The 17,034-nt window shown below is 44.7% G+C and carries 23 protein-coding genes; 8 read left to right on the top strand and 15 right to left on the bottom strand.

Features of this window, described 5'->3' with window-relative positions; genetic code table 11:
* Positions 1-90: 90 nt before the first annotated feature.
* The 11 genes from AB4274_RS20090 to AB4274_RS20040 all read right to left on the bottom strand — a co-directional run bounded on the left by AB4274_RS20090 (position 91) and on the right by AB4274_RS20040 (position 7,859).
* Positions 91-366, bottom strand: coding sequence for an HPr family phosphocarrier protein (locus tag AB4274_RS20090; protein ID WP_017066670.1), 276 nt, complete (start codon positions 364-366; stop codon positions 91-93).
* Positions 367-368: 2 nt separating this feature from the next.
* Entirely contained in the window at positions 369-1,238 is an 870-nt protein-coding gene (gene rapZ / locus AB4274_RS20085; protein ID WP_372113032.1) for an RNase adapter RapZ, read from the bottom strand.
* 1 nt (position 1,239) lies between these two features.
* On the bottom strand, positions 1,240-1,701 hold the full coding sequence (gene ptsN / locus AB4274_RS20080) for a PTS IIA-like nitrogen regulatory protein PtsN (protein ID WP_004738707.1): 462 nt from the start codon (positions 1,699-1,701) through the stop codon (positions 1,240-1,242).
* A gap of 1 nt (position 1,702) precedes the next feature.
* Positions 1,703-1,990 carry a ribosome hibernation promoting factor gene (gene hpf, locus AB4274_RS20075; protein ID WP_009847742.1) on the bottom strand — a complete coding sequence of 96 codons (288 nt, stop codon included), beginning with the start codon at positions 1,988-1,990 and terminating at the stop codon, positions 1,703-1,705.
* A gap of 62 nt (positions 1,991-2,052) precedes the next feature.
* Complete coding sequence (locus tag AB4274_RS20070) at positions 2,053-3,513, bottom strand: RNA polymerase factor sigma-54 (RefSeq protein WP_017058913.1); 1,461 nt, start codon at positions 3,511-3,513, stop codon at positions 2,053-2,055.
* A gap of 54 nt (positions 3,514-3,567) precedes the next feature.
* The gene (lptB, locus tag AB4274_RS20065) at positions 3,568-4,293 is read right to left on the bottom strand and encodes an LPS export ABC transporter ATP-binding protein (RefSeq protein WP_004735304.1); all 726 of its coding nucleotides are present in this window, start codon (positions 4,291-4,293) and stop codon (positions 3,568-3,570) included.
* Between the two features lie 2 nt (positions 4,294-4,295).
* Entirely contained in the window at positions 4,296-4,790 is a 495-nt protein-coding gene (lptA, locus tag AB4274_RS20060; RefSeq protein ID WP_017058914.1) for a lipopolysaccharide transport periplasmic protein LptA, read from the bottom strand.
* Positions 4,771-5,334 (bottom strand): LPS export ABC transporter periplasmic protein LptC, encoded by a 564-nt coding sequence (gene lptC / locus AB4274_RS20055; protein WP_004735306.1) that lies wholly within the window; start codon positions 5,332-5,334, stop codon positions 4,771-4,773. The genes lptA and lptC overlap by 20 nt, the downstream gene beginning before the upstream one ends.
* Entirely contained in the window at positions 5,331-5,888 is a 558-nt protein-coding gene (gene kdsC, locus AB4274_RS20050) for a 3-deoxy-manno-octulosonate-8-phosphatase KdsC (protein WP_017058916.1), read from the bottom strand. Before kdsC ends, lptC begins: the two co-directional genes overlap by 4 nt.
* On the bottom strand, positions 5,888-6,859 hold the full coding sequence (gene kdsD / locus AB4274_RS20045) for an arabinose-5-phosphate isomerase KdsD (RefSeq protein ID WP_372113030.1): 972 nt from the start codon (positions 6,857-6,859) through the stop codon (positions 5,888-5,890). Before kdsD ends, kdsC begins: the two co-directional genes overlap by 1 nt.
* Before the next feature lie 34 nt (positions 6,860-6,893).
* Positions 6,894-7,859, bottom strand: coding sequence for a calcium/sodium antiporter (locus AB4274_RS20040; protein WP_017063737.1), 966 nt, complete (start codon positions 7,857-7,859; stop codon positions 6,894-6,896).
* A gap of 264 nt (positions 7,860-8,123) precedes the next feature.
* Between AB4274_RS20040 and mlaF the strand changes: the two genes are divergently transcribed.
* The 8 genes from mlaF (at position 8,124) to AB4274_RS20000 (ending at position 13,603) form a co-directional block, all read left to right on the top strand.
* Positions 8,124-8,918 (top strand): phospholipid ABC transporter ATP-binding protein MlaF, encoded by a 795-nt coding sequence (gene mlaF, locus AB4274_RS20035; protein WP_017058919.1) that lies wholly within the window; start codon positions 8,124-8,126, stop codon positions 8,916-8,918.
* Position 8,919: 1 nt separating this feature from the next.
* Positions 8,920-9,699: a lipid asymmetry maintenance ABC transporter permease subunit MlaE gene (mlaE, locus tag AB4274_RS20030; protein WP_017058920.1), complete on the top strand. Its 780-nt coding sequence runs from the start codon at positions 8,920-8,922 to the stop codon at positions 9,697-9,699.
* 2 nt (positions 9,700-9,701) lie between these two features.
* Complete coding sequence (mlaD, locus tag AB4274_RS20025) at positions 9,702-10,193, top strand: outer membrane lipid asymmetry maintenance protein MlaD (RefSeq protein WP_017058921.1); 492 nt, start codon at positions 9,702-9,704, stop codon at positions 10,191-10,193.
* A gap of 52 nt (positions 10,194-10,245) precedes the next feature.
* The gene (locus tag AB4274_RS20020) at positions 10,246-10,875 is read left to right on the top strand and encodes a phospholipid-binding protein MlaC (RefSeq protein WP_120459707.1); all 630 of its coding nucleotides are present in this window, start codon (positions 10,246-10,248) and stop codon (positions 10,873-10,875) included.
* Positions 10,875-11,183, top strand: a complete 309-nt coding sequence (locus AB4274_RS20015; protein ID WP_017058923.1) for a lipid asymmetry maintenance protein MlaB — start codon at positions 10,875-10,877, stop codon at positions 11,181-11,183. The genes AB4274_RS20020 and AB4274_RS20015 overlap by 1 nt, the downstream gene beginning before the upstream one ends.
* A 13-nt stretch (positions 11,184-11,196) precedes the next feature.
* Positions 11,197-11,451 carry a BolA family iron metabolism protein IbaG gene (gene ibaG / locus AB4274_RS20010; protein ID WP_017058924.1) on the top strand — a complete coding sequence of 85 codons (255 nt, stop codon included), beginning with the start codon at positions 11,197-11,199 and terminating at the stop codon, positions 11,449-11,451.
* Positions 11,452-11,459: 8 nt separating this feature from the next.
* Complete coding sequence (gene murA / locus AB4274_RS20005; protein ID WP_017058925.1) at positions 11,460-12,725, top strand: UDP-N-acetylglucosamine 1-carboxyvinyltransferase; 1,266 nt, start codon at positions 11,460-11,462, stop codon at positions 12,723-12,725.
* Between the two features lie 152 nt (positions 12,726-12,877).
* Entirely contained in the window at positions 12,878-13,603 is a 726-nt protein-coding gene (locus tag AB4274_RS20000) for a 1-acylglycerol-3-phosphate O-acyltransferase (protein WP_017058926.1), read from the top strand.
* Positions 13,604-13,728: 125 nt separating this feature from the next.
* On the opposite strand, the gene AB4274_RS19995 is transcribed toward AB4274_RS20000, so the two are convergent.
* The 4 genes from AB4274_RS19995 to AB4274_RS19980 form a co-directional block, all read right to left on the bottom strand.
* The gene (locus AB4274_RS19995; protein ID WP_004735319.1) at positions 13,729-14,118 is read right to left on the bottom strand and encodes a RidA family protein; all 390 of its coding nucleotides are present in this window, start codon (positions 14,116-14,118) and stop codon (positions 13,729-13,731) included.
* A gap of 136 nt (positions 14,119-14,254) precedes the next feature.
* Positions 14,255-14,716 carry an aspartate carbamoyltransferase regulatory subunit gene (gene pyrI, locus AB4274_RS19990; protein ID WP_017058927.1) on the bottom strand — a complete coding sequence of 154 codons (462 nt, stop codon included), beginning with the start codon at positions 14,714-14,716 and terminating at the stop codon, positions 14,255-14,257.
* Positions 14,717-14,728: 12 nt separating this feature from the next.
* Entirely contained in the window at positions 14,729-15,658 is a 930-nt protein-coding gene (gene pyrB / locus AB4274_RS19985; protein WP_012604860.1) for an aspartate carbamoyltransferase, read from the bottom strand.
* A gap of 266 nt (positions 15,659-15,924) precedes the next feature.
* Positions 15,925-16,929, bottom strand: coding sequence for an ornithine carbamoyltransferase (locus AB4274_RS19980; RefSeq protein ID WP_372113028.1), 1,005 nt, complete (start codon positions 16,927-16,929; stop codon positions 15,925-15,927).
* Positions 16,930-17,034 lie beyond the last annotated feature (105 nt).

Genomic DNA, 17,034 nt, shown 5'->3' with positions numbered 1-17,034 from the left:
TTATTTAAATCATAAACTTAGATAGAACTAAGATTTAATATTGGTTGGTTCGTTGTTTGAGTCTTAGGCGTTGCGAGTGAAGCGTTTTCGCTACTCACCCTCATCAAACTTGTCTTCAATGAGATGACAGACGGCATCCAGTGCTTGCTGTGAATCGGTGCCTGCTGCTTGAATAGTAATATGTTGCCCTTGCGCTGATTCCAGCATAAGTAACCCCATTACGCTGTCTGCTGTCGCTGTTTTATCTTCTTCGCTATGGATAGTGATGGTTGCATCAAAGCTTTGTGCAAGCTCAACCAACTTTACGGCTGCTCTAGCGTGAAGACCCAAGCGATTTTGGATCAGTACAGTTCGAGTTAATTCCATGGTTAGCCCTGTTGGTGCTTCTCTAGGGAGGCGTGTCTGATTTGAACTTGATGGCCAAGCTGCTCGAAGTACTCACCAATTTTCTGAGTTAGATAAACCGAACGGTGTTTGCCGCCAGTACAGCCAATCGCGACCGTTAGGTAACTGCGATTGTTTTTCTCTAACATTGGTAACCACTGTTCAACAAAGCCTTGGATCTGCTGCTTGAGTTCCAGAACTTCGGAGTGTTCTTCAAGAAAGGAGTGAATTGGAGCATCTAGACCGGTTAGTGTTCGTAGTGCCGGTTCCCAGTGAGGGTTCGGCAAAAAGCGAACATCAAACACGTAGTCGGCATCACTTGGCAGGCCATACTTAAAACCGAAAGATTGAAAGACGATGATCAGCTCTTGCTTCTCTTTGCCTTCAACTTTAAATCGAACCTTTTCACTCAATTCGTAGAGGTTGCAGTCACTGCTGTCGATCACAATGCTGGCGTGCTCTGCGAGAGGTGTCAGAAGTGTCTTCTCTAAATCAATCGCTTGCTCAAGAGAGAGCTTTTCTTGGCCAATTGATAAAGGGTGGATTCTGCGGGTTTCGCTGTAGCGCTTAAGGAGTGTCTGCTTGCTGGCATCGAGGAACAATACATCAACATCGATGTTTGTAGCTGACTCGAGTTGCTCGAGCGTGTCGGTGACTAACTGAGGCTCTTTCGGTAGGTTACGTATATCAATACTTACCGCAACGTTTTGGTTGCTTTCGCGTACCGATTCGACAAAGTTGTTGAGCAGGTTTACTGGTAGATTATCGACACAGTAATACCCCAAGTCTTCTAGGACTCGTAACGCAACACTTTTACCGGCCCCTGATTGGCCACTAACCACGATTAATCGCATGTTATTGCTCGCAAGTTGGTACTTGAATCATGATGTCGTAAAGCTCTTGATCGCTCTGAGCATTACGCAGCTGTTTAAGAGTCTGCTTGTCGTTTAGTCGTTCTGCCATACAAGAAAGGGTTTTTAGATGCTCTTTGCATTGTTCGCTAGGAACAAGCAGGGCAAATAGTAGGTCGACAGGACGATTATCAATCGCATCAAATTCGATAGGATCTTGGCATTGCAGTAATACAGCTATCGCTTTATCACTGACATTCATACGAGCATGGGGAATCGCGATACCATTACCAATACCGGTACTGCCCATCTTCTCACGGCTCAACATACACTCAAATAGCTCTGTTGAATCTTGACCGCAGCTCTCAGCTGCTATCTGGCTGATGAGCTCAAGGGCTCTTTTTTTGCTTGTGCATTGGACTGCACTTTTGGTGCAGTCCAATGAAAGTACTTCGCTTAATTGCATGTTAGTGACTACTTAGCTTTTCTTTGTGCTTGTTGAGTTGGCGGACGAGTTTATCAACCAATGAATCAATCGCGGCATACATGCTTTCATCTGTTGCTGTCGCATGGATTTCCCCCTGATTTATATGCAGGGTAGCTTCTGCGATTTGATTGATTTTCTCAACTTTTAAAACAACCTGAACGCTATTGATATGATCAAAGAAGCGCTCAAGTTTGTCGAATTTGGTGTGAACATAGTCTTGCATTGAATCGGTAAGATCAACGTGATGGCCTTGAATATTGATTTGCATAGACTTTCCTTTTCAGTTGGTTGCCTGATCATAGTTGCTAAGTAACTAGCGACTAAATGAGCTTATAGCAGGCGTTTACGCTGACTCGATGGGGCAATGCCCAGAGACTCACGGTATTTCGCTATGGTACGTCTAGCTACCTGAATTCCTTGGTCAGCCAGTAAAGCAGCAATCTTACTATCACTTAGAGGCTTCGCGGTATTTTCCGCTGCGACAAGCTTCTTGATGAGTGCGCGAATTGCTGTAGATGAACATTCACCGCCATTGTCAGTGCTGACATGGCTTGAGAAAAAGTATTTGAGCTCGAAGATGCCACGTGGCGTATGCATGAATTTTTGAGTCGTCACACGAGAGATCGTGGATTCGTGCATATCAACAGCTAACGCAACATCATTAAGAACCATTGGCTTCATCGCTTCTTCGCCATGTTCGAAGAAATCACGCTGATGTTCAACAATGCATCGCGCAACTTTGAGTAGCGTCTCATTTCGGCTCTCTAGGCTTTTAATTAACCACTTTGCTTCTTGCAAATTTGAGCGGATGTATTGATTGTCGGCGCTGTTGCCTTTACTGCCCAGATCAGCGTACTGCTGATTCACTTTCAACTTAGGCACGCTATCAGGGTTAATGGTCACTAACCATTTGCCAAGGTCTTTGAAGACAGATACATCTGGAACCACATACTCAGTTTCATCCGGAGTAATCTTACTGCCAGGACGAGGGTCCAGCTGTTGAATCAGTTGCAAAACTTCACGTAGTTCTGCTTCTTTCAACTTGGTCTCTTTGATAACCAGTTTGTAATCGCGATTGCCGAGTTGGTCGATATGGCTAGTAAGTACTAACTTAGCTTCGTTAAGCCAAGGCGTATCTTGGGGAAAGGTTGCCAGTTGCAGTAACAAGCAATCTTGCAGGTTGACTGAACCGACACCTAGCGGATCAAACTGCTGAATTCGTTTACGTACCGCTTCAATTTCATCAAGCTCGATCTCTTCATTGTCGAAGTTTTCAAGGATGTCTTCACAAGTTACAGTGAGGTAGCCGTAGTCGTCGATGGCATCGATTAATGCAAAAGCGATGCTTCGGTCGGTGTCAGTGAATGGCGTTAAGTCGAGTTGCCAAAGTAGGTAATCGTGCAGGCTTTGAGTGGTTTCGCCTTGATAAACCGGCATGTCGTCATCAATCGCAATACCCGTGTTACCGGTGTTCGCGCTGTAGACGTCTTCCCAAGTTGTGTCGATTTCTAGTTCGTTGCCAATCTCTGATTTTTCGATTAAGTCTGAGCTATCAGGTAAGTCTTGCTCTGTGGCTTCAACAGTTTCTTTTTCGTCACTGCTAGGTTTTTCTTCCGATGTTGGCGTATCTTCATTGCCTTCTTCGACATCGAGTAGTGGGTTAGATTCAAGTGCTTCTTGAATCTCTTGCTGCAAATCTAAAGTAGACAATTGCAACAAACGAATCGCTTGCTGCAATTGAGGAGTCATTGCTAACTGTTGGCCTAGCTTAAGTTGTAATGAGGGTTTCATTCAGTGTGACTTACCTAGTTGTTATTCTTAGAACTCTCGATACTCTCTATATAATCATAGACGGAATTGTTCGCCTAGATAAACTTGTTTAACTTGTTCGTTATTGAGAACATCTTCAGGAGTACCCTCAGCGATCAGGTGTCCTTGGCTTACGATGTAAGCTTTTTCACACACGTCTAATGTTTCACGAACGTTGTGGTCGGTAATCAAAACGCCCAAGCCGCGATCACGCAGGTGAACAATGATTTTTTTGATATCGATTACTGAGATCGGGTCAACACCAGCGAATGGTTCATCCAATAGAATGAACTGCGGGTTTGCTGCTAGTGCACGAGCAATCTCTACACGACGACGCTCACCACCCGACAGAGCCATACCATTGCTGGTGCGGATATGTTGGATGTGGAACTCTTCTAGCAGGTCTTCCAGCTTATCTTGGCGTTGTTCGTTGGTCATTTCATCACGGGTTTGTAAAACCGCCATGATGTTGTTCTCTACGGACAACTTACGGAAAATCGATGCTTCTTGAGGCAGGTAACCGATACCAAGACGAGAGCGGCTGTGCATTGGTAAGATACTGATGTCTCGGTCATCAATGCTGATGGTACCTTCATCACGCGCCACCAAACCAACAATCATATAGAAAGATGTGGTTTTACCTGCACCGTTAGGCCCAAGCAGACCGACGATCTGGCCTGACTCTACCTGTAAGCTTACATCGGTAACAACCTTACGTTTACTGTAGGTTTTCGCTAGGTTTTTTGCTTTAAGAACAGCCATCGTTACTTATTCACTTCCGTTGGTTGTAAAACCGTTGACACTCGTTTGTTTTCACCACTGTCAGCGACTAATTTCTGAGAACCGATCTGGTAAGTGATCTTAGAACCGCGAATGATGCTGCCATCTTGAGATAACATCGCATTCTTAGTCATGATCAGTCGGTCGGCAACAAGCTGGTAGTGCAGGTCGTCAGCTTCACCGTAGAGTGTCTTACCGTCGTCAGTAAGCTGAGAGAAGGTTGCTGGCTTACCGAAGCCTTGAATTTCTTCAATCTCACCGTTTACGGCGTTACGAGTAACAATAACCTTATCGGCATTGATATTGATGCTGCCTTGTTTAAGGTTCACATCACCAAGGAAAGTCACTTGGTTACTTTTCATATCCAATTGCTGGCTGTCTGAGTCAATGTAGACAGGTTGCTCACTATCCGAAGACAGAGCATAGACATTAGGTGCCGCAAGGGTCAAAGCGAATAAACTAAGGTGTAAGAGTTTCATATCTACCTTGAACAGAATTAAAGAGGGTTGCATTGTTGGTACCGAAGTTACCTTTCATTGCTTGTCCCTCAGTTTCAAAAAATGTACCGATCATATGGACCGGAGTCTCTGAATAAAAATCTCGGCTAGGCAGCTCAACAACCATTTTATCTGTGGTCATTGTATCGAAGCTGGCTTCTGGCAACAGGTTCTTTGCCACGACGTTGTCATAAAACGTGACAACTTGATTCTCATCCATAATCGCGCGATCAGCGGTGACTTGCCATTCAATCGTGTGCCCTTCACGGAATACCGAAAGAACTGGGTTTTGAAAGTGCGTATCGCCAACTACTGAGTAGTGTTCTAAATACGTCGATTCAACCTGATAGCTGCGAATACCGCTTTCGTCGTAGCTAATGTTGTTCAGGCTTTTGCCACTAAACGCGGGCAGCTCCAAATTTGGAGCCACTTGTATCGTTGATGTTTGCTCTTTGTCGTACAAGTAATAGGTCGACCAAGAGGCAATAAATATGAGTATTAAATAGATAATACGAGTAAAACTCATATGCTTAAACCTTTATGCACGTCGAGTTCATTTCTTGCTTGTAAAATAAGGTCACAGACTTCACGTACCGCGCCATGACCACCGTTAATGGTTGTCACGTAGTTTGCACGCTTTGCAAGTAGCGGGTGCCCATCTGCCACACAGACCTTCAAGCCAACTTTTTCCATTACAGGCCAGTCAATCAGATCGTCTCCGATGTAACCTGTATTTTCAGGGTTTACAGAAAGCTTATCGCAAATATCTTGGTATGCCTTAACTTTATCGTCTTGACCTTGATAAATCAGCTTAATGCCTAGAGCGGTCATACGATTCTCAACAATTTGAGATTTGCGACCCGTGATGATCGCGATTTCAATGCCTGCGTTCATCAGTGATTTGATACCGTAACCGTCACGAGTGTGGAAGGTTTTCAGCTCTTCACCGTTGTTGCCCATGTAGATGCGACCATCAGAGAAGACACCATCGACATCGCAAATCAGCAGTTTGATCTCTTTTGCAATTGCAAATACATCTGAATTAACAGTGCCGTATAGAGTTTCGACTGTCTGTGTCATTACATTACTCCTGCTTTCAGTAAGTCATGCATGTTTAAGGCTCCAACGAGCTTACCTTCATGGCATAACATCAGACCATTGATGCTTTTAGCTTGCATCAGGTTTAATCCCTCTACTGCGAGCATGTTTGGTTCTGCTACCGTCGGGTTAAGTGTCATCACGTCGCCGATCTGTGTGTTATGGATATCAACGCGCTTGTCTAGGATTCGGCGCAAATCACCATCGGTAAAAATACCGGCCATTTGGCCATCTTCACCAACGATTGCTGTCATGCCTAAGCCTTTCTGAGATATCTCTAGTAGAGCGTCTCTTACTAGTGCGTCGGGTGCTACAACAGGGAGTGCATCACCTGTGTGCATGATGTCGTCTAGTTTTAACAGCAGTTGACGACCTAAAGCGCCACCTGGATGAGACAATGCAAAGTCTTGAGCGGTAAAGCCGCGAGCCTGCAAAAGTGCAACGGCTAATGCATCACCCATAACCAAAGTCGCCGTGGTACTGGTTGTTGGCGCTAAGCCCAGTGGACAAGCTTCTTCCGGTACTGAAATTTGTAAATGGATATCAGACAGGGTTGCCATGTTTGATGCTGGCTTGCCTGTCATGCTGATGATCTTGATGCTCAGACGCTTTAACACAGGAAATAGGCTGAGGATTTCTCCCGATTCGCCGGAGTTGGATATTGCAATCACAATATCACCAGGTTCGATCATGCCTAAGTCGCCATGCGCCGCTTCGCCTGGGTGAACAAAGAAAGCCGATGTCCCGGTACTTGCCAATGTTGCTGCGATTTTGTTGCCAATGTGGCCTGATTTACCCATGCCCATCACAACGACTTTGCCTTTGTTGTTCAGGATAAGGTCGCAAGCTTTACAAAAATCATCATTAAAATATTGGTCTAATTGAGTGAGACCTGCAACTTCGGTTTCCAAAACTTGTTTTGCAACGCTGCGGTAATCAAATGGCTGAGACATCAAATACTCCAAGTACGGGAAGTTAAATCAACAATTAAGCCGACATGTTCATTAATAGGTAACTTTGGTAGGCCACGAACGTCACAATTAACACGCCGCCTTCAATACGATTCACACTACGAGATTTTCCTAGTGCCATCACAACAAGTAGTAGCGATACGCCTAGCATTACCCAGAAGTCACGACCCATAGCGAACTCGCTCAAGATCGAAGGGTTTAGGATGCCCGGGATACCCATAACAGCAAGGATGTTGAATACGTTTGAACCAATGATATTACCTACAGCCATATCATCTTCCCCCTTCATAACGCCGGCTAGTGATGCTGCAAGTTCAGGAAGGCTAGTACCAACAGCAATGATGGTTAAACCAATGACAAGGTCGCTCATGCCGAAGAACTTCGCGATGATCACAGCGTTATCTACCAGCATATCAGCAGCTAAAGGTAGGACGATTAGACCAATCACGACCCACATTGCAGCCTTAGGGTTACTTACGCCTTCAGGGATCTCTGATTCTTGCTCATCAAGGAAAGCATCGCCGTTCTTTTTCTCGCTGCGGCTGATTTGCAACATAGCAAACAAAAACGCGGCAAAAAGAACAAACAACAACACGCCTTCATAGAAGCCTAAATGGTTATCCCACAATAGGGCGCCCGCTAGCAGAGTGACACCGATCATTAATGGTAGTTCACGACGAATCACGCCTGAGCTAATCGATAACGGCTTGATAAGGGCTGTAATACCTAAAATCAGCGCGATGTTGGCGATGTTAGAGCCCAGTACGTTGCCTACAGCTGTATCTGTTTTGCCATCAAGGGCTGCTGTCGCAGAAACCATCATTTCAGGAGCCGAAGACCCCATTGCTAAGATCGTCATACCGATAACTAGTGGTGAAATACCGAAGTTGCGAGCAAGAGCAGCGGCACCGTAAACCAGCTTATCTGCACTCCACACCAAAAAACCTAGACCGATAATAAGAAACGCAATCGCTTCAAGCATGATGATTCCTAAAAAATTAATAAAAACGGAGAATTAACCGCTAATTTTGACCTGTTGCTAGATAAAAGGGAAGTCACTCGGCAAATTAATTACCAGTTAGCAGGCAAGAAAGAGAGATCAATAGATAATTTCCTAATGCTTTCAAATCCCTGCATAGATTCCTGTTTAATATGAATTAATTGAACAGTGCTTTTAATTCTAAAGTAGACTCATTATTATTGCAGCCATAATTGGCGTTTTTTAAAGCAAGGAAACAACAAAAATATGTTGAACACTGAGCTTGTGAAAGTTAAGAACCTCAGCTTCTCACGCGGTGACCGCGTTATCTTTGATGACATCAGTTTAGAGGTGCCTCAAGGCAAGATAACCGCCATCATGGGGCCGTCTGGGATCGGCAAAACGACTTTACTGCGTTTGATCGGTGGGCAACTGCCGCCAGATGAAGGCGAAGTTTGGTTTGATGGTGACAATATCCCTGCATTATCACGTCGAAAGCTATATCAAGCACGTAAGAAAATGAGCATGCTATTCCAATCGGGTGCGCTTTTTACGGATCTCAATGTCTTTGATAATGTGGCGTTTCCGCTGCGAGAGCACACTGAACTTAATGAAAAATTCATTCGTACCATCGTATTACTTAAGCTTGAAGCGGTAGGATTACGTGGTGCTGCGCAATTGATGCCGAGTGAGTTGTCTGGCGGAATGGCTAGGCGTGCCGCACTGGCGCGCGCAATCGCACTGGATCCAGAACTTATCATGTACGATGAGCCGTTTGTTGGCCAAGATCCCATCACCATGGGCGTATTGGTTGAATTGATACGAAATCTCAATCAAGCCTTGGGCTTAACCTCGATTGTTGTTTCTCACGATGTGCCAGAGGTGATGAGTATTGCTGATTGGGTTTACCTCATGGCAGATAGCAAGATTATTGCCGCTGGAACACCTGATGAGTTGTACAACAATAGCGATCCGAGAGTGCAGCAATTTTTGCAAGGCGAAGCCGATGGTCCAGTACCATTTAGATTCCCTGCGAAGAGCTTAGAAAAGGATTTGTTTTAATATGATTGTTAAAACTATTGCGGGTGTCGGTAAGCGTACACTTGCGAGCTGTGAGTCATTTGGTCGAGCAAGCCTGATGTTATTTGGGGCTTTGTTTGGCATCCCGCGACTAAAAAACTTCCCCTTATTAGTAAAACAACTTTATAGCGTTGGCGTTCAGTCATTGGCTATTATTTTAGTTTCGGGTCTGTTTATCGGCATGGTGCTCAGCCTGCAGGGCTATGTCGTGTTAATTGACTACGGCGCTGAGGGAAACCTTGGTCAAATGGTCGCGCTTTCACTGTTGCGTGAGTTGGGGCCTGTGGTGACTGCGTTATTATTTGCAGGTCGAGCCGGTTCAGCACTCACGGCAGAGATTGGGTTAATGAAGGCAACAGAGCAGATCTCAAGCCTTGAGATGATGGCCGTTGACCCTCTTAAACGCATTATTGCACCACGTCTTTGGGCCGGGCTTATCTCAATGCCATTGCTTGCTATGATTTTTATGGCGGTAGGTATTTGGGGCGGTCAACTGGTTGGTGTTGATTGGAAAGGCATTGATCACGGCAGTTTCTGGTCTGCGATGCAGTCTTCAGTAGAACTTGGCCGAGATATTGGTAACAGCATGATCAAATGTATGGTCTTCGCTATCACCGTAACTTGGATCGCACTTTTCAATGGTTATGACGCAGTACCGACTTCAGAAGGTATCAGTCAGGCAACCACACGCACTGTAGTGCACTCTTCTCTAGCGGTACTAGGGCTAGATTTTGTTCTTACCGCATTGATGTTTGGGAATTAATCATGCAACAAACTCGAAAATTAGAATTATGGGTCGGCACCTTTGTTATTGCCGGAATTTGCGCAATCTTAATCATGATCTTTCAAGTCGCTGACGTAAAAGGCATAGGTTCGAACCATACTTACAATCTAAAAGCGACCTTTGACAACATTGGCAGCCTAAAAGTTCGTTCTCCAGTGAAAGTGGGTGGCGTCGTTGTTGGACGAGTTAAAAGCATTGAGCTTGATACCGAGAGCTACCTTCCTGTCGTTGAACTGTCTATTGACGGGAAGTACTCACAATTTCCAGATACCTCTAGTGCTCAAATTTTAACATCTGGCTTAATTGGTGAGCAGTACATTAGTCTGGTTCCAGGCTTCATTTTTGATGATGAAGAGATGTTGGTCGATGGTGATTCAATTGAAGACACTAAGTCAGCATTGGTACTAGAAGATTTGATTGGCCAAGTGCTGTATAGCGTTGGTGGTTCTAATGACAGCGAAGCTAAGGAATAAGATAATGTTGAAAACTATTAGTTATTTAAAAGCTATTGGTTACTTGAAATCAATGTTTATGGCGGCAATGGCGTTGCTTATTTCTACCCAAGCCTTTGCTGCAGAATCGATTGACCGTACTCAGCCTTACCAGATGATGACTCAAGTTGCCGAAGTGGCATTTGAGCGTTTGAAGAGTGAACAAGACAACATCCACCAAGATCCAGAGTTATTGAAGGTCATCGTGGAAGAAGAGTTGATGCCTTATGTGAATGCACAATATGCAGCTCTTAAGTTACTTGGACCAAACTTGAAAGGCGCGGATAGAAAAGACGTGGGCGTGTTTATCGATTCATTCCGTAAATACCTTGTTTCTTCTTATGCCCAAGTGCTGACTCAATACACAGATCAGACGATTGAATTTGGTCCAGAACCAAAAATCAAAGCGGATAGCCGCATTACCAGTATCAAGGTCGACATCATCGATACGCCGCGACCAAACATTAAGCTTGAATTTAAGCTTCGCAAAGACAAGAAATCTGGCGAGTGGAAAGCATTTGATATGGTTGCCGAAGGTATTAGCTTGTTGTCGAGCAAGCAATCGGAGTGGAATACTAAGATTCGTCAAGAAGGCATCTTACAAGTTGCAGACGAACTAGAGAAATTAGCCGCACAACCGATTCGTTTTGAGAGTAACAAATAATGAGCCATTCTCAATGGCAAGCACTAAGCTCTAAAGAGTATCAACTGTTCGGTGATTTAGACCGAGACAGTGTCCCTGCAATCTGGCGTATATTGGAAAAGTGGCAAACGACGGAATCGAGCGTTGAAATTGACCTTAGCCATATAAATCGAGTCGATTCAGCAGGAATGGTGATGCTAATTCACTTATTAGAGCATGCAAAAAATCAAAACTGTCATATAATGCTCAGTTTCGTGCCAGAACAATTACGAACGTTGTTCCAATTGAGCAATATCCAGCCAATGATGGCAGAACACATAAAAAATTAGGCAGGAGCTATTTGTGGACAGCACAAAAGTACAAGAATTATTAGCAGAAGCACTGAACCTTCAGGAAATTTTCGTGAAAGGGGAAGGCAGTCATTACGAAGTTGTTGCGGTTGATCCATGTTTTGACGGCATGAATCGAGTTAAGAAGCAGCAACTAATCTACGGCCCACTAATGGAATACATTCAACGCAATGACATCCATGCTCTTTCTATTAAGGCTTTCACGCCGGAAGAGTGGGAACGTGATAAGAAACTGATGTCACTTTAAGGTTTATGATGGAAAAGTTTCGAGTTATTGGATCGGATAAGCCGCTAAGCGGTGAAGTGACGATCTCAGGCGCAAAAAATGCAGCGCTACCTATCTTATTTGCTTCAATTCTTGCTGAAGAGCCAGTGGAAGTAAGTAACGTTCCTCACCTACGTGACATCGATACTACGATGGAACTGCTTAAGCGTTTAGGCGCAAAAGTATCGCGTAATGGTAGTGTTCATGTTGATGGCAGCGAAATTAATGAATTTTGTGCGCCTTACGATTTAGTGAAAACAATGCGTGCTTCTATCTGGGCTTTAGGTCCTCTAGTCGCTCGTTTTGGTGAAGGCCAAGTGTCACTTCCAGGCGGTTGTGCAATTGGTGCTCGACCTGTTGATCTGCATATCCACGGTCTAGAGCAACTAGGTGCGACCATTAAGTTGGAAGATGGTTATGTGAAAGCAAGTGTTGATGGCCGTCTGAAAGGCGCGCACATCGTGATGGATAAAGTAAGTGTGGGTGCCACCATTACTATCATGTGTGCAGCAACGCTAGCGGAAGGAACAACAGTACTCGATAACTCAGCGCGTGAGCCTGAGATTGTTGATACGGCTGACTTCCTAAACAAACTGGGTGCTAAAATTTCTGGCGCAGGTACAGATACGATTACTATCGAAGGCGTTGAACGTCTTGGTGGTGGCCAACACTCTGTGGTTGCTGACCGTATTGAAACAGGTACTTTCCTGGTTGCTGCTGCTGTTTCTGGCGGTAAAGTGGTTTGTCGCAACACCAACGCTCATCTTCTTGAAGCTGCCTTAGCGAAGCTTGAAGAAGCGGGTGCGAAGGTTGAAACGGGCGAAGACTGGATCAGTCTTGATATGACGGGTCGTGAACTGAAAGCGGTGAAAATCGTAACGGCACCTCACCCTGGTTTCCCAACCGACATGCAAGCACAGTTTACTCTGCTTAACATGATGGCGAAGGGCAGTGGTGTTATCACTGAGACTATCTTTGAAAACCGTTTTATGCACATTCCTGAGTTACAGCGAATGGGTGCAAAAGCGGAAATCGAAGGTAACACGGCTATCTGTGGTGAAACGGAAAAACTGAGCGGCGCTCAAGTAATGGCAACGGACCTTCGCGCATCTGCGAGCCTTGTTATTGCTGGCTGTATTGCTCAAGGTGAAACCATCGTTGACCGTATTTATCACATCGATCGTGGCTACGATAAGATTGAAGATAAATTGTCAGCCTTAGGCGCAAACATTACACGATTTAGTGAGTCGAACTAACCTAGGTTAGTGGATTCATGAATCAGTAAGATGAAAACATAAAAGTCGGAACCTTGGTTTCGGCTTTTTTATAGTTGTATTTACCGCGAGTAAATCTATTGCTCATTTTTGCGCGAATAGATGAATCAACTTGGCGGTCGGTGAGGAACAAAATGATAGCAATATTACGTATTTTCGCAGTGGCGATATTTGCGATTCTTATGTTTGTATTTGGTTGTGGTTACTGCCTATTAAGTCCACGCAACCCGAAACACGTATTTACCTTTGGCCGTTATTTCGGTCGCATGTCGAAGATCTTCGGCATGAAGTTAGAGCTTCGCATCCCAGAAGATGCCTACTCTCGCGGCCAACATGTTTATGTGGCGAACCACCAAAACAGCTGGGATCTATTCACGATTTCATCAGCGGTGACGCCAAAAGTGGTAACTGTTGGTAAGAAAAGCCTAGTGTGGATGCCTCTATTTGGTCAGCTTTACTGGTTGACGGGTAACATCCTAATTGACCGTGCTAACCGTAGCAAAGCGGTAGGTACGATTGATCAGGTCGTGACGAGTCTAAAAGAGAGCGATGTTTCAGTTTGGATGTTCCCTGAAGGCACTCGTTCTCGTGGCCGTGGTCTGCTGCCATTCAAAACAGGTGCATTCCATGCTGCGATTGGTGCTGGCTTGCCTATCATCCCTATCGTGTGTAGCTCAACCGGTGGCGTGAAGCTAAACCGTTGGAACAATGGTCACGTGATTGTTGAAATGCTGCCACCAATCAGCACTGAAGGCTACGACAAGTCTAATGTTCGTGAACTGGCTAACCTAGCTCGTGAGCAGATGGCTGCGAAACTTGAAGAGTTAGACAAAGAAGTGGTTGAGCTTAATAAAAAGTAATTATCTAAGCGAAACGATGAACAATAAAAAAGGTTGCCAACTGGGCAACCTTTTTTTGTATCTAATAAACACTCAGTATTACGCTAAGTCGTTTATTAGAAGGTGTTTAATCTAAAGATTAAAACCTATTTGCGAACCGCAATAGCTTCGATCTCGATACCTACATCTTTTGGCAGACGAGCTACTTCAACACATGAACGTGCAGGGTAGTTTGCAACGCCGTGCTCATCGAAGAATTTACCGTAAACTTCGTTTACTGTGCCGAAGTCGTTTAGGTCTTTAACGAATACCGTTAGTTTTACGATGTCTTTTACAGTCAGGCCTGAAGCTTCAACAACCGCTTGAACGTTGTCTAGAGATTGGCGAGCTTGCTCTGCGATATCAGCAGATACTTCACCAGTTGCTGGATTTACTGGGATTTGACCAGAAGTCAGTACCATGTTGCCAAGGTCAACGCCTTGTACGTATGGGCCGATTGCAGCTGGAGCAGATTCTGTGTGAAGTACTTTAGTCATTGGTTTATTCCATCAGTTATTAGATAAAAATCAATTTTCAGTGTGCCTTCAAACTTTGGATAGGTAAAGCGCAAAATACCCCGCACAGGCGAGGTATTTGATAGTTTTTACATTCGGTCTTCTTTGCAGTATGACGTTATCTTTCTGTCACGATCTCGCGAGAGAAGACTTTTTCGCAATACTTACACTTCAATCGAATATCTTCTTTCTTTTCAAAGATCTTAAAGCTGCTTTCAACCGGTTCATTGTGAGTAATACAGTTAGTATTTGGACACTCGAACACATCGTTGATTTGCTCAGGAAGTTCTAGTGGTAGCTTCTTAACTACTTCGTAATCTTCTATTTGGTTCACTGTTGCATGAGGCGCATAAAGTGCCAGCTTGCTCGCCTGTTCTTCTGTGATAAACACATTCTCAATCTTGAGCAGGTCTTTTCCGCCCAGTGCAGAAGACGGTAGATTCAGGCCAATCGTCACGCGCTGATGAGAGTTGTGCATGTCGAACAGTTTTAGCACCTTGATCCCGATATTGGCTGGGATATGGTCGATAACAGTACCGTTTCTGATTGCTTCAACTTTTAATTGAGTCTCTTTAGACATGATATCTCTCCTCTACAGCGTTTCGTTAAGAACAAGGGCTAGCAATGCTTCACGGGCGTAAACACCATTCTCTGCTTGCTGGAAGTAGTAAGCGTAAGGTGTTTTATCGACATCGACAGTAATTTCATCAACGCGAGGAAGAGGGTGCAGAACCTTCAGGTTATCGCGTGCATTTTCCAGCATCGAAGCGGTCAGGATGTATGCGGATTTTATGTGCGCGTATTCTGACTCATCGAAGCGCTCTTTTTGAACTCGAGTCATGTACAAGACATCGAGCTCAGGAATCACATCTTCCATGTCCGTCAATAGTTGGTACTTGATGCCCGCTTCATCAAGCTCTTCGCAAATGTAGTCTGGCATCGCTAGAGCTTCTGGAGCCACGAAGTAGAAACAGATGTTGTCGAACTTCGCTAGTGCTTGAGTCAATGAGTGAACCGTACGGCCGTACTTAAGGTCACCAACGAATGCAACGTTTAGGTTGTCGAGGCGGCCTTGTGTCTCAGCGATAGAGAATAGGTCTAGTAACGTTTGTGTTGGGTGTTGGTTTGCGCCGTCACCTGCGTTAATAACAGGTACACCGTTTGAGAACTCAGAAGCCAGACGCGCTGCGCCTTCTTGAGGGTGACGCATCACGTAAGCGTCAACGTATGAAGAGATAACCTGTACCGAGTCCGCTAGCGTTTCGCCTTTCTTTGCCAAAGAAGTGTTACCACCACTGTCGAAACCAATCACATCACCACCGATGCGTTGAATCGCAGTTTCAAAAGAGAGACGAGTTCGCGTAGAAGGTTCGAAGAAGCAGCTGGCAACAACTTTGTTCTTGATGAGTTCTGGGTTTGGCTCAGCCTTTAGCTGACCTGCCGTTTGAACAATTAATTCTAGCTCTTCACGAGAAAGCTCTGGAATTGAGATGATGTGCTTTTGATAGAGCGAATTCGCCATGATCTTCTTCCCCACAATAATGTATTGGCCATAAAAAAGCCCCCCATAATGGGAGGCTTTAAAAAAGTGCTGAAAAGCAGAATAGACGGCCTGGTAAGCATCTTAGCTTACGAGCAATATTTGGTGTTTTCACAATATTACTATGTGTTATCACAATATTGGTTGGCGTCATTTTCACTACTCTCAGACAAATTGCCGAGAATTATACGCTTTCAATTTGTGAGCGCAAGCGATTACATCAAGCTTTTGTTTACTTTCATTATTGTCTATTGACCAAGCGTCGCGACCATCACCGCCTTGATGGTGTGCATGCGATTTTCCGCTTCATCAAATACAATCGAGTAGTCAGATTCAAACACTTCGTCAGTCACTTCCAAGCCGTTCATTCCATACTTGTCAGAGACTTGCTGACCAATCACAGTTTCATTGTTGTGGAAAGCGGGTAGGCAGTGCATGAACTTCACTTGAGGGTTACCAGTTAGCTTAATGACATCCATATTCACTTGGTATGGTTTCATTACCGCCACACGTTCGTCCCAAGCTTCAGGGGCCTCGCCCATTGAAACCCAAACATCGGTATAAAGGAAATCACAGCCTTGAACACCTTCAGCAACGTCTTCTGTCAGCGTGATGTTGGCACCAGTGTTTTGCGCAATGGTTTGGCACTCTTCAACAAGCTGCTCTTCTGGCCAAAAGGCTTTTGGCGCGACAAGGCGAATATCCATGCCCATCTTCGCGGCTCCGACTAACAGAGAGTTACCCATGTTATTGCGTGCATCGCCTAGATAAGCAAAGCTGATTTGGTGTAGATGCTTCCCGCGGCCATGCTCAAGCATAGTGAGGAAATCAGCCAAGATCTGAGTAGGGTGGAACTCATCGGTTAAGCCATTCCAAACCGGCACGCCCGCATAAGCGCCTAAGTCTTCAACGATACTCTGACCAAAGCCACGATACTCGATGCCATCGTACATGCGTCCCAATACACGCGCCGTATCTTTCATTGATTCTTTTTGACCAATCTGAGAACCAGAAGGGCCAAGGTAAGAGACTTGAGCACCTTGATCAAAGGCGGCCACTTCAAACGCACATCGTGTTCGAGTTGATGCTTTCTCGAAGATCAAAGCAATGTTTTTGCCGTTGAGTTTCTTCTGCTCAGTGCCTGCATACTTAGCTTTTTTTAGGTCAGCAGACAGGTCGAGTAAAAACTGAATCTCTTTAGGAGTAAAGTCGAGAAGTTTTAGAAAGTTACGATTGCGAAGATTAAAGGCCATCTCTCGCTCCTTGCGTATATAGAATCAATGAAGAACTTAGTTAAACATAAAAATGCTATATTTGTGAATATTTATTTTATTAATTTGTCTCGTCCTAAAATACGT

The sequence above is a fragment of the Vibrio sp. 10N.261.55.A10 genome, from assembly GCF_041470825.1.
Classification (GTDB): domain Bacteria; phylum Pseudomonadota; class Gammaproteobacteria; order Enterobacterales; family Vibrionaceae; genus Vibrio; species Vibrio crassostreae_C.
The sequence above is the reverse complement of the archived record's forward strand: the minus strand, read 5'-3'. Positions and strand labels throughout refer to the sequence as shown.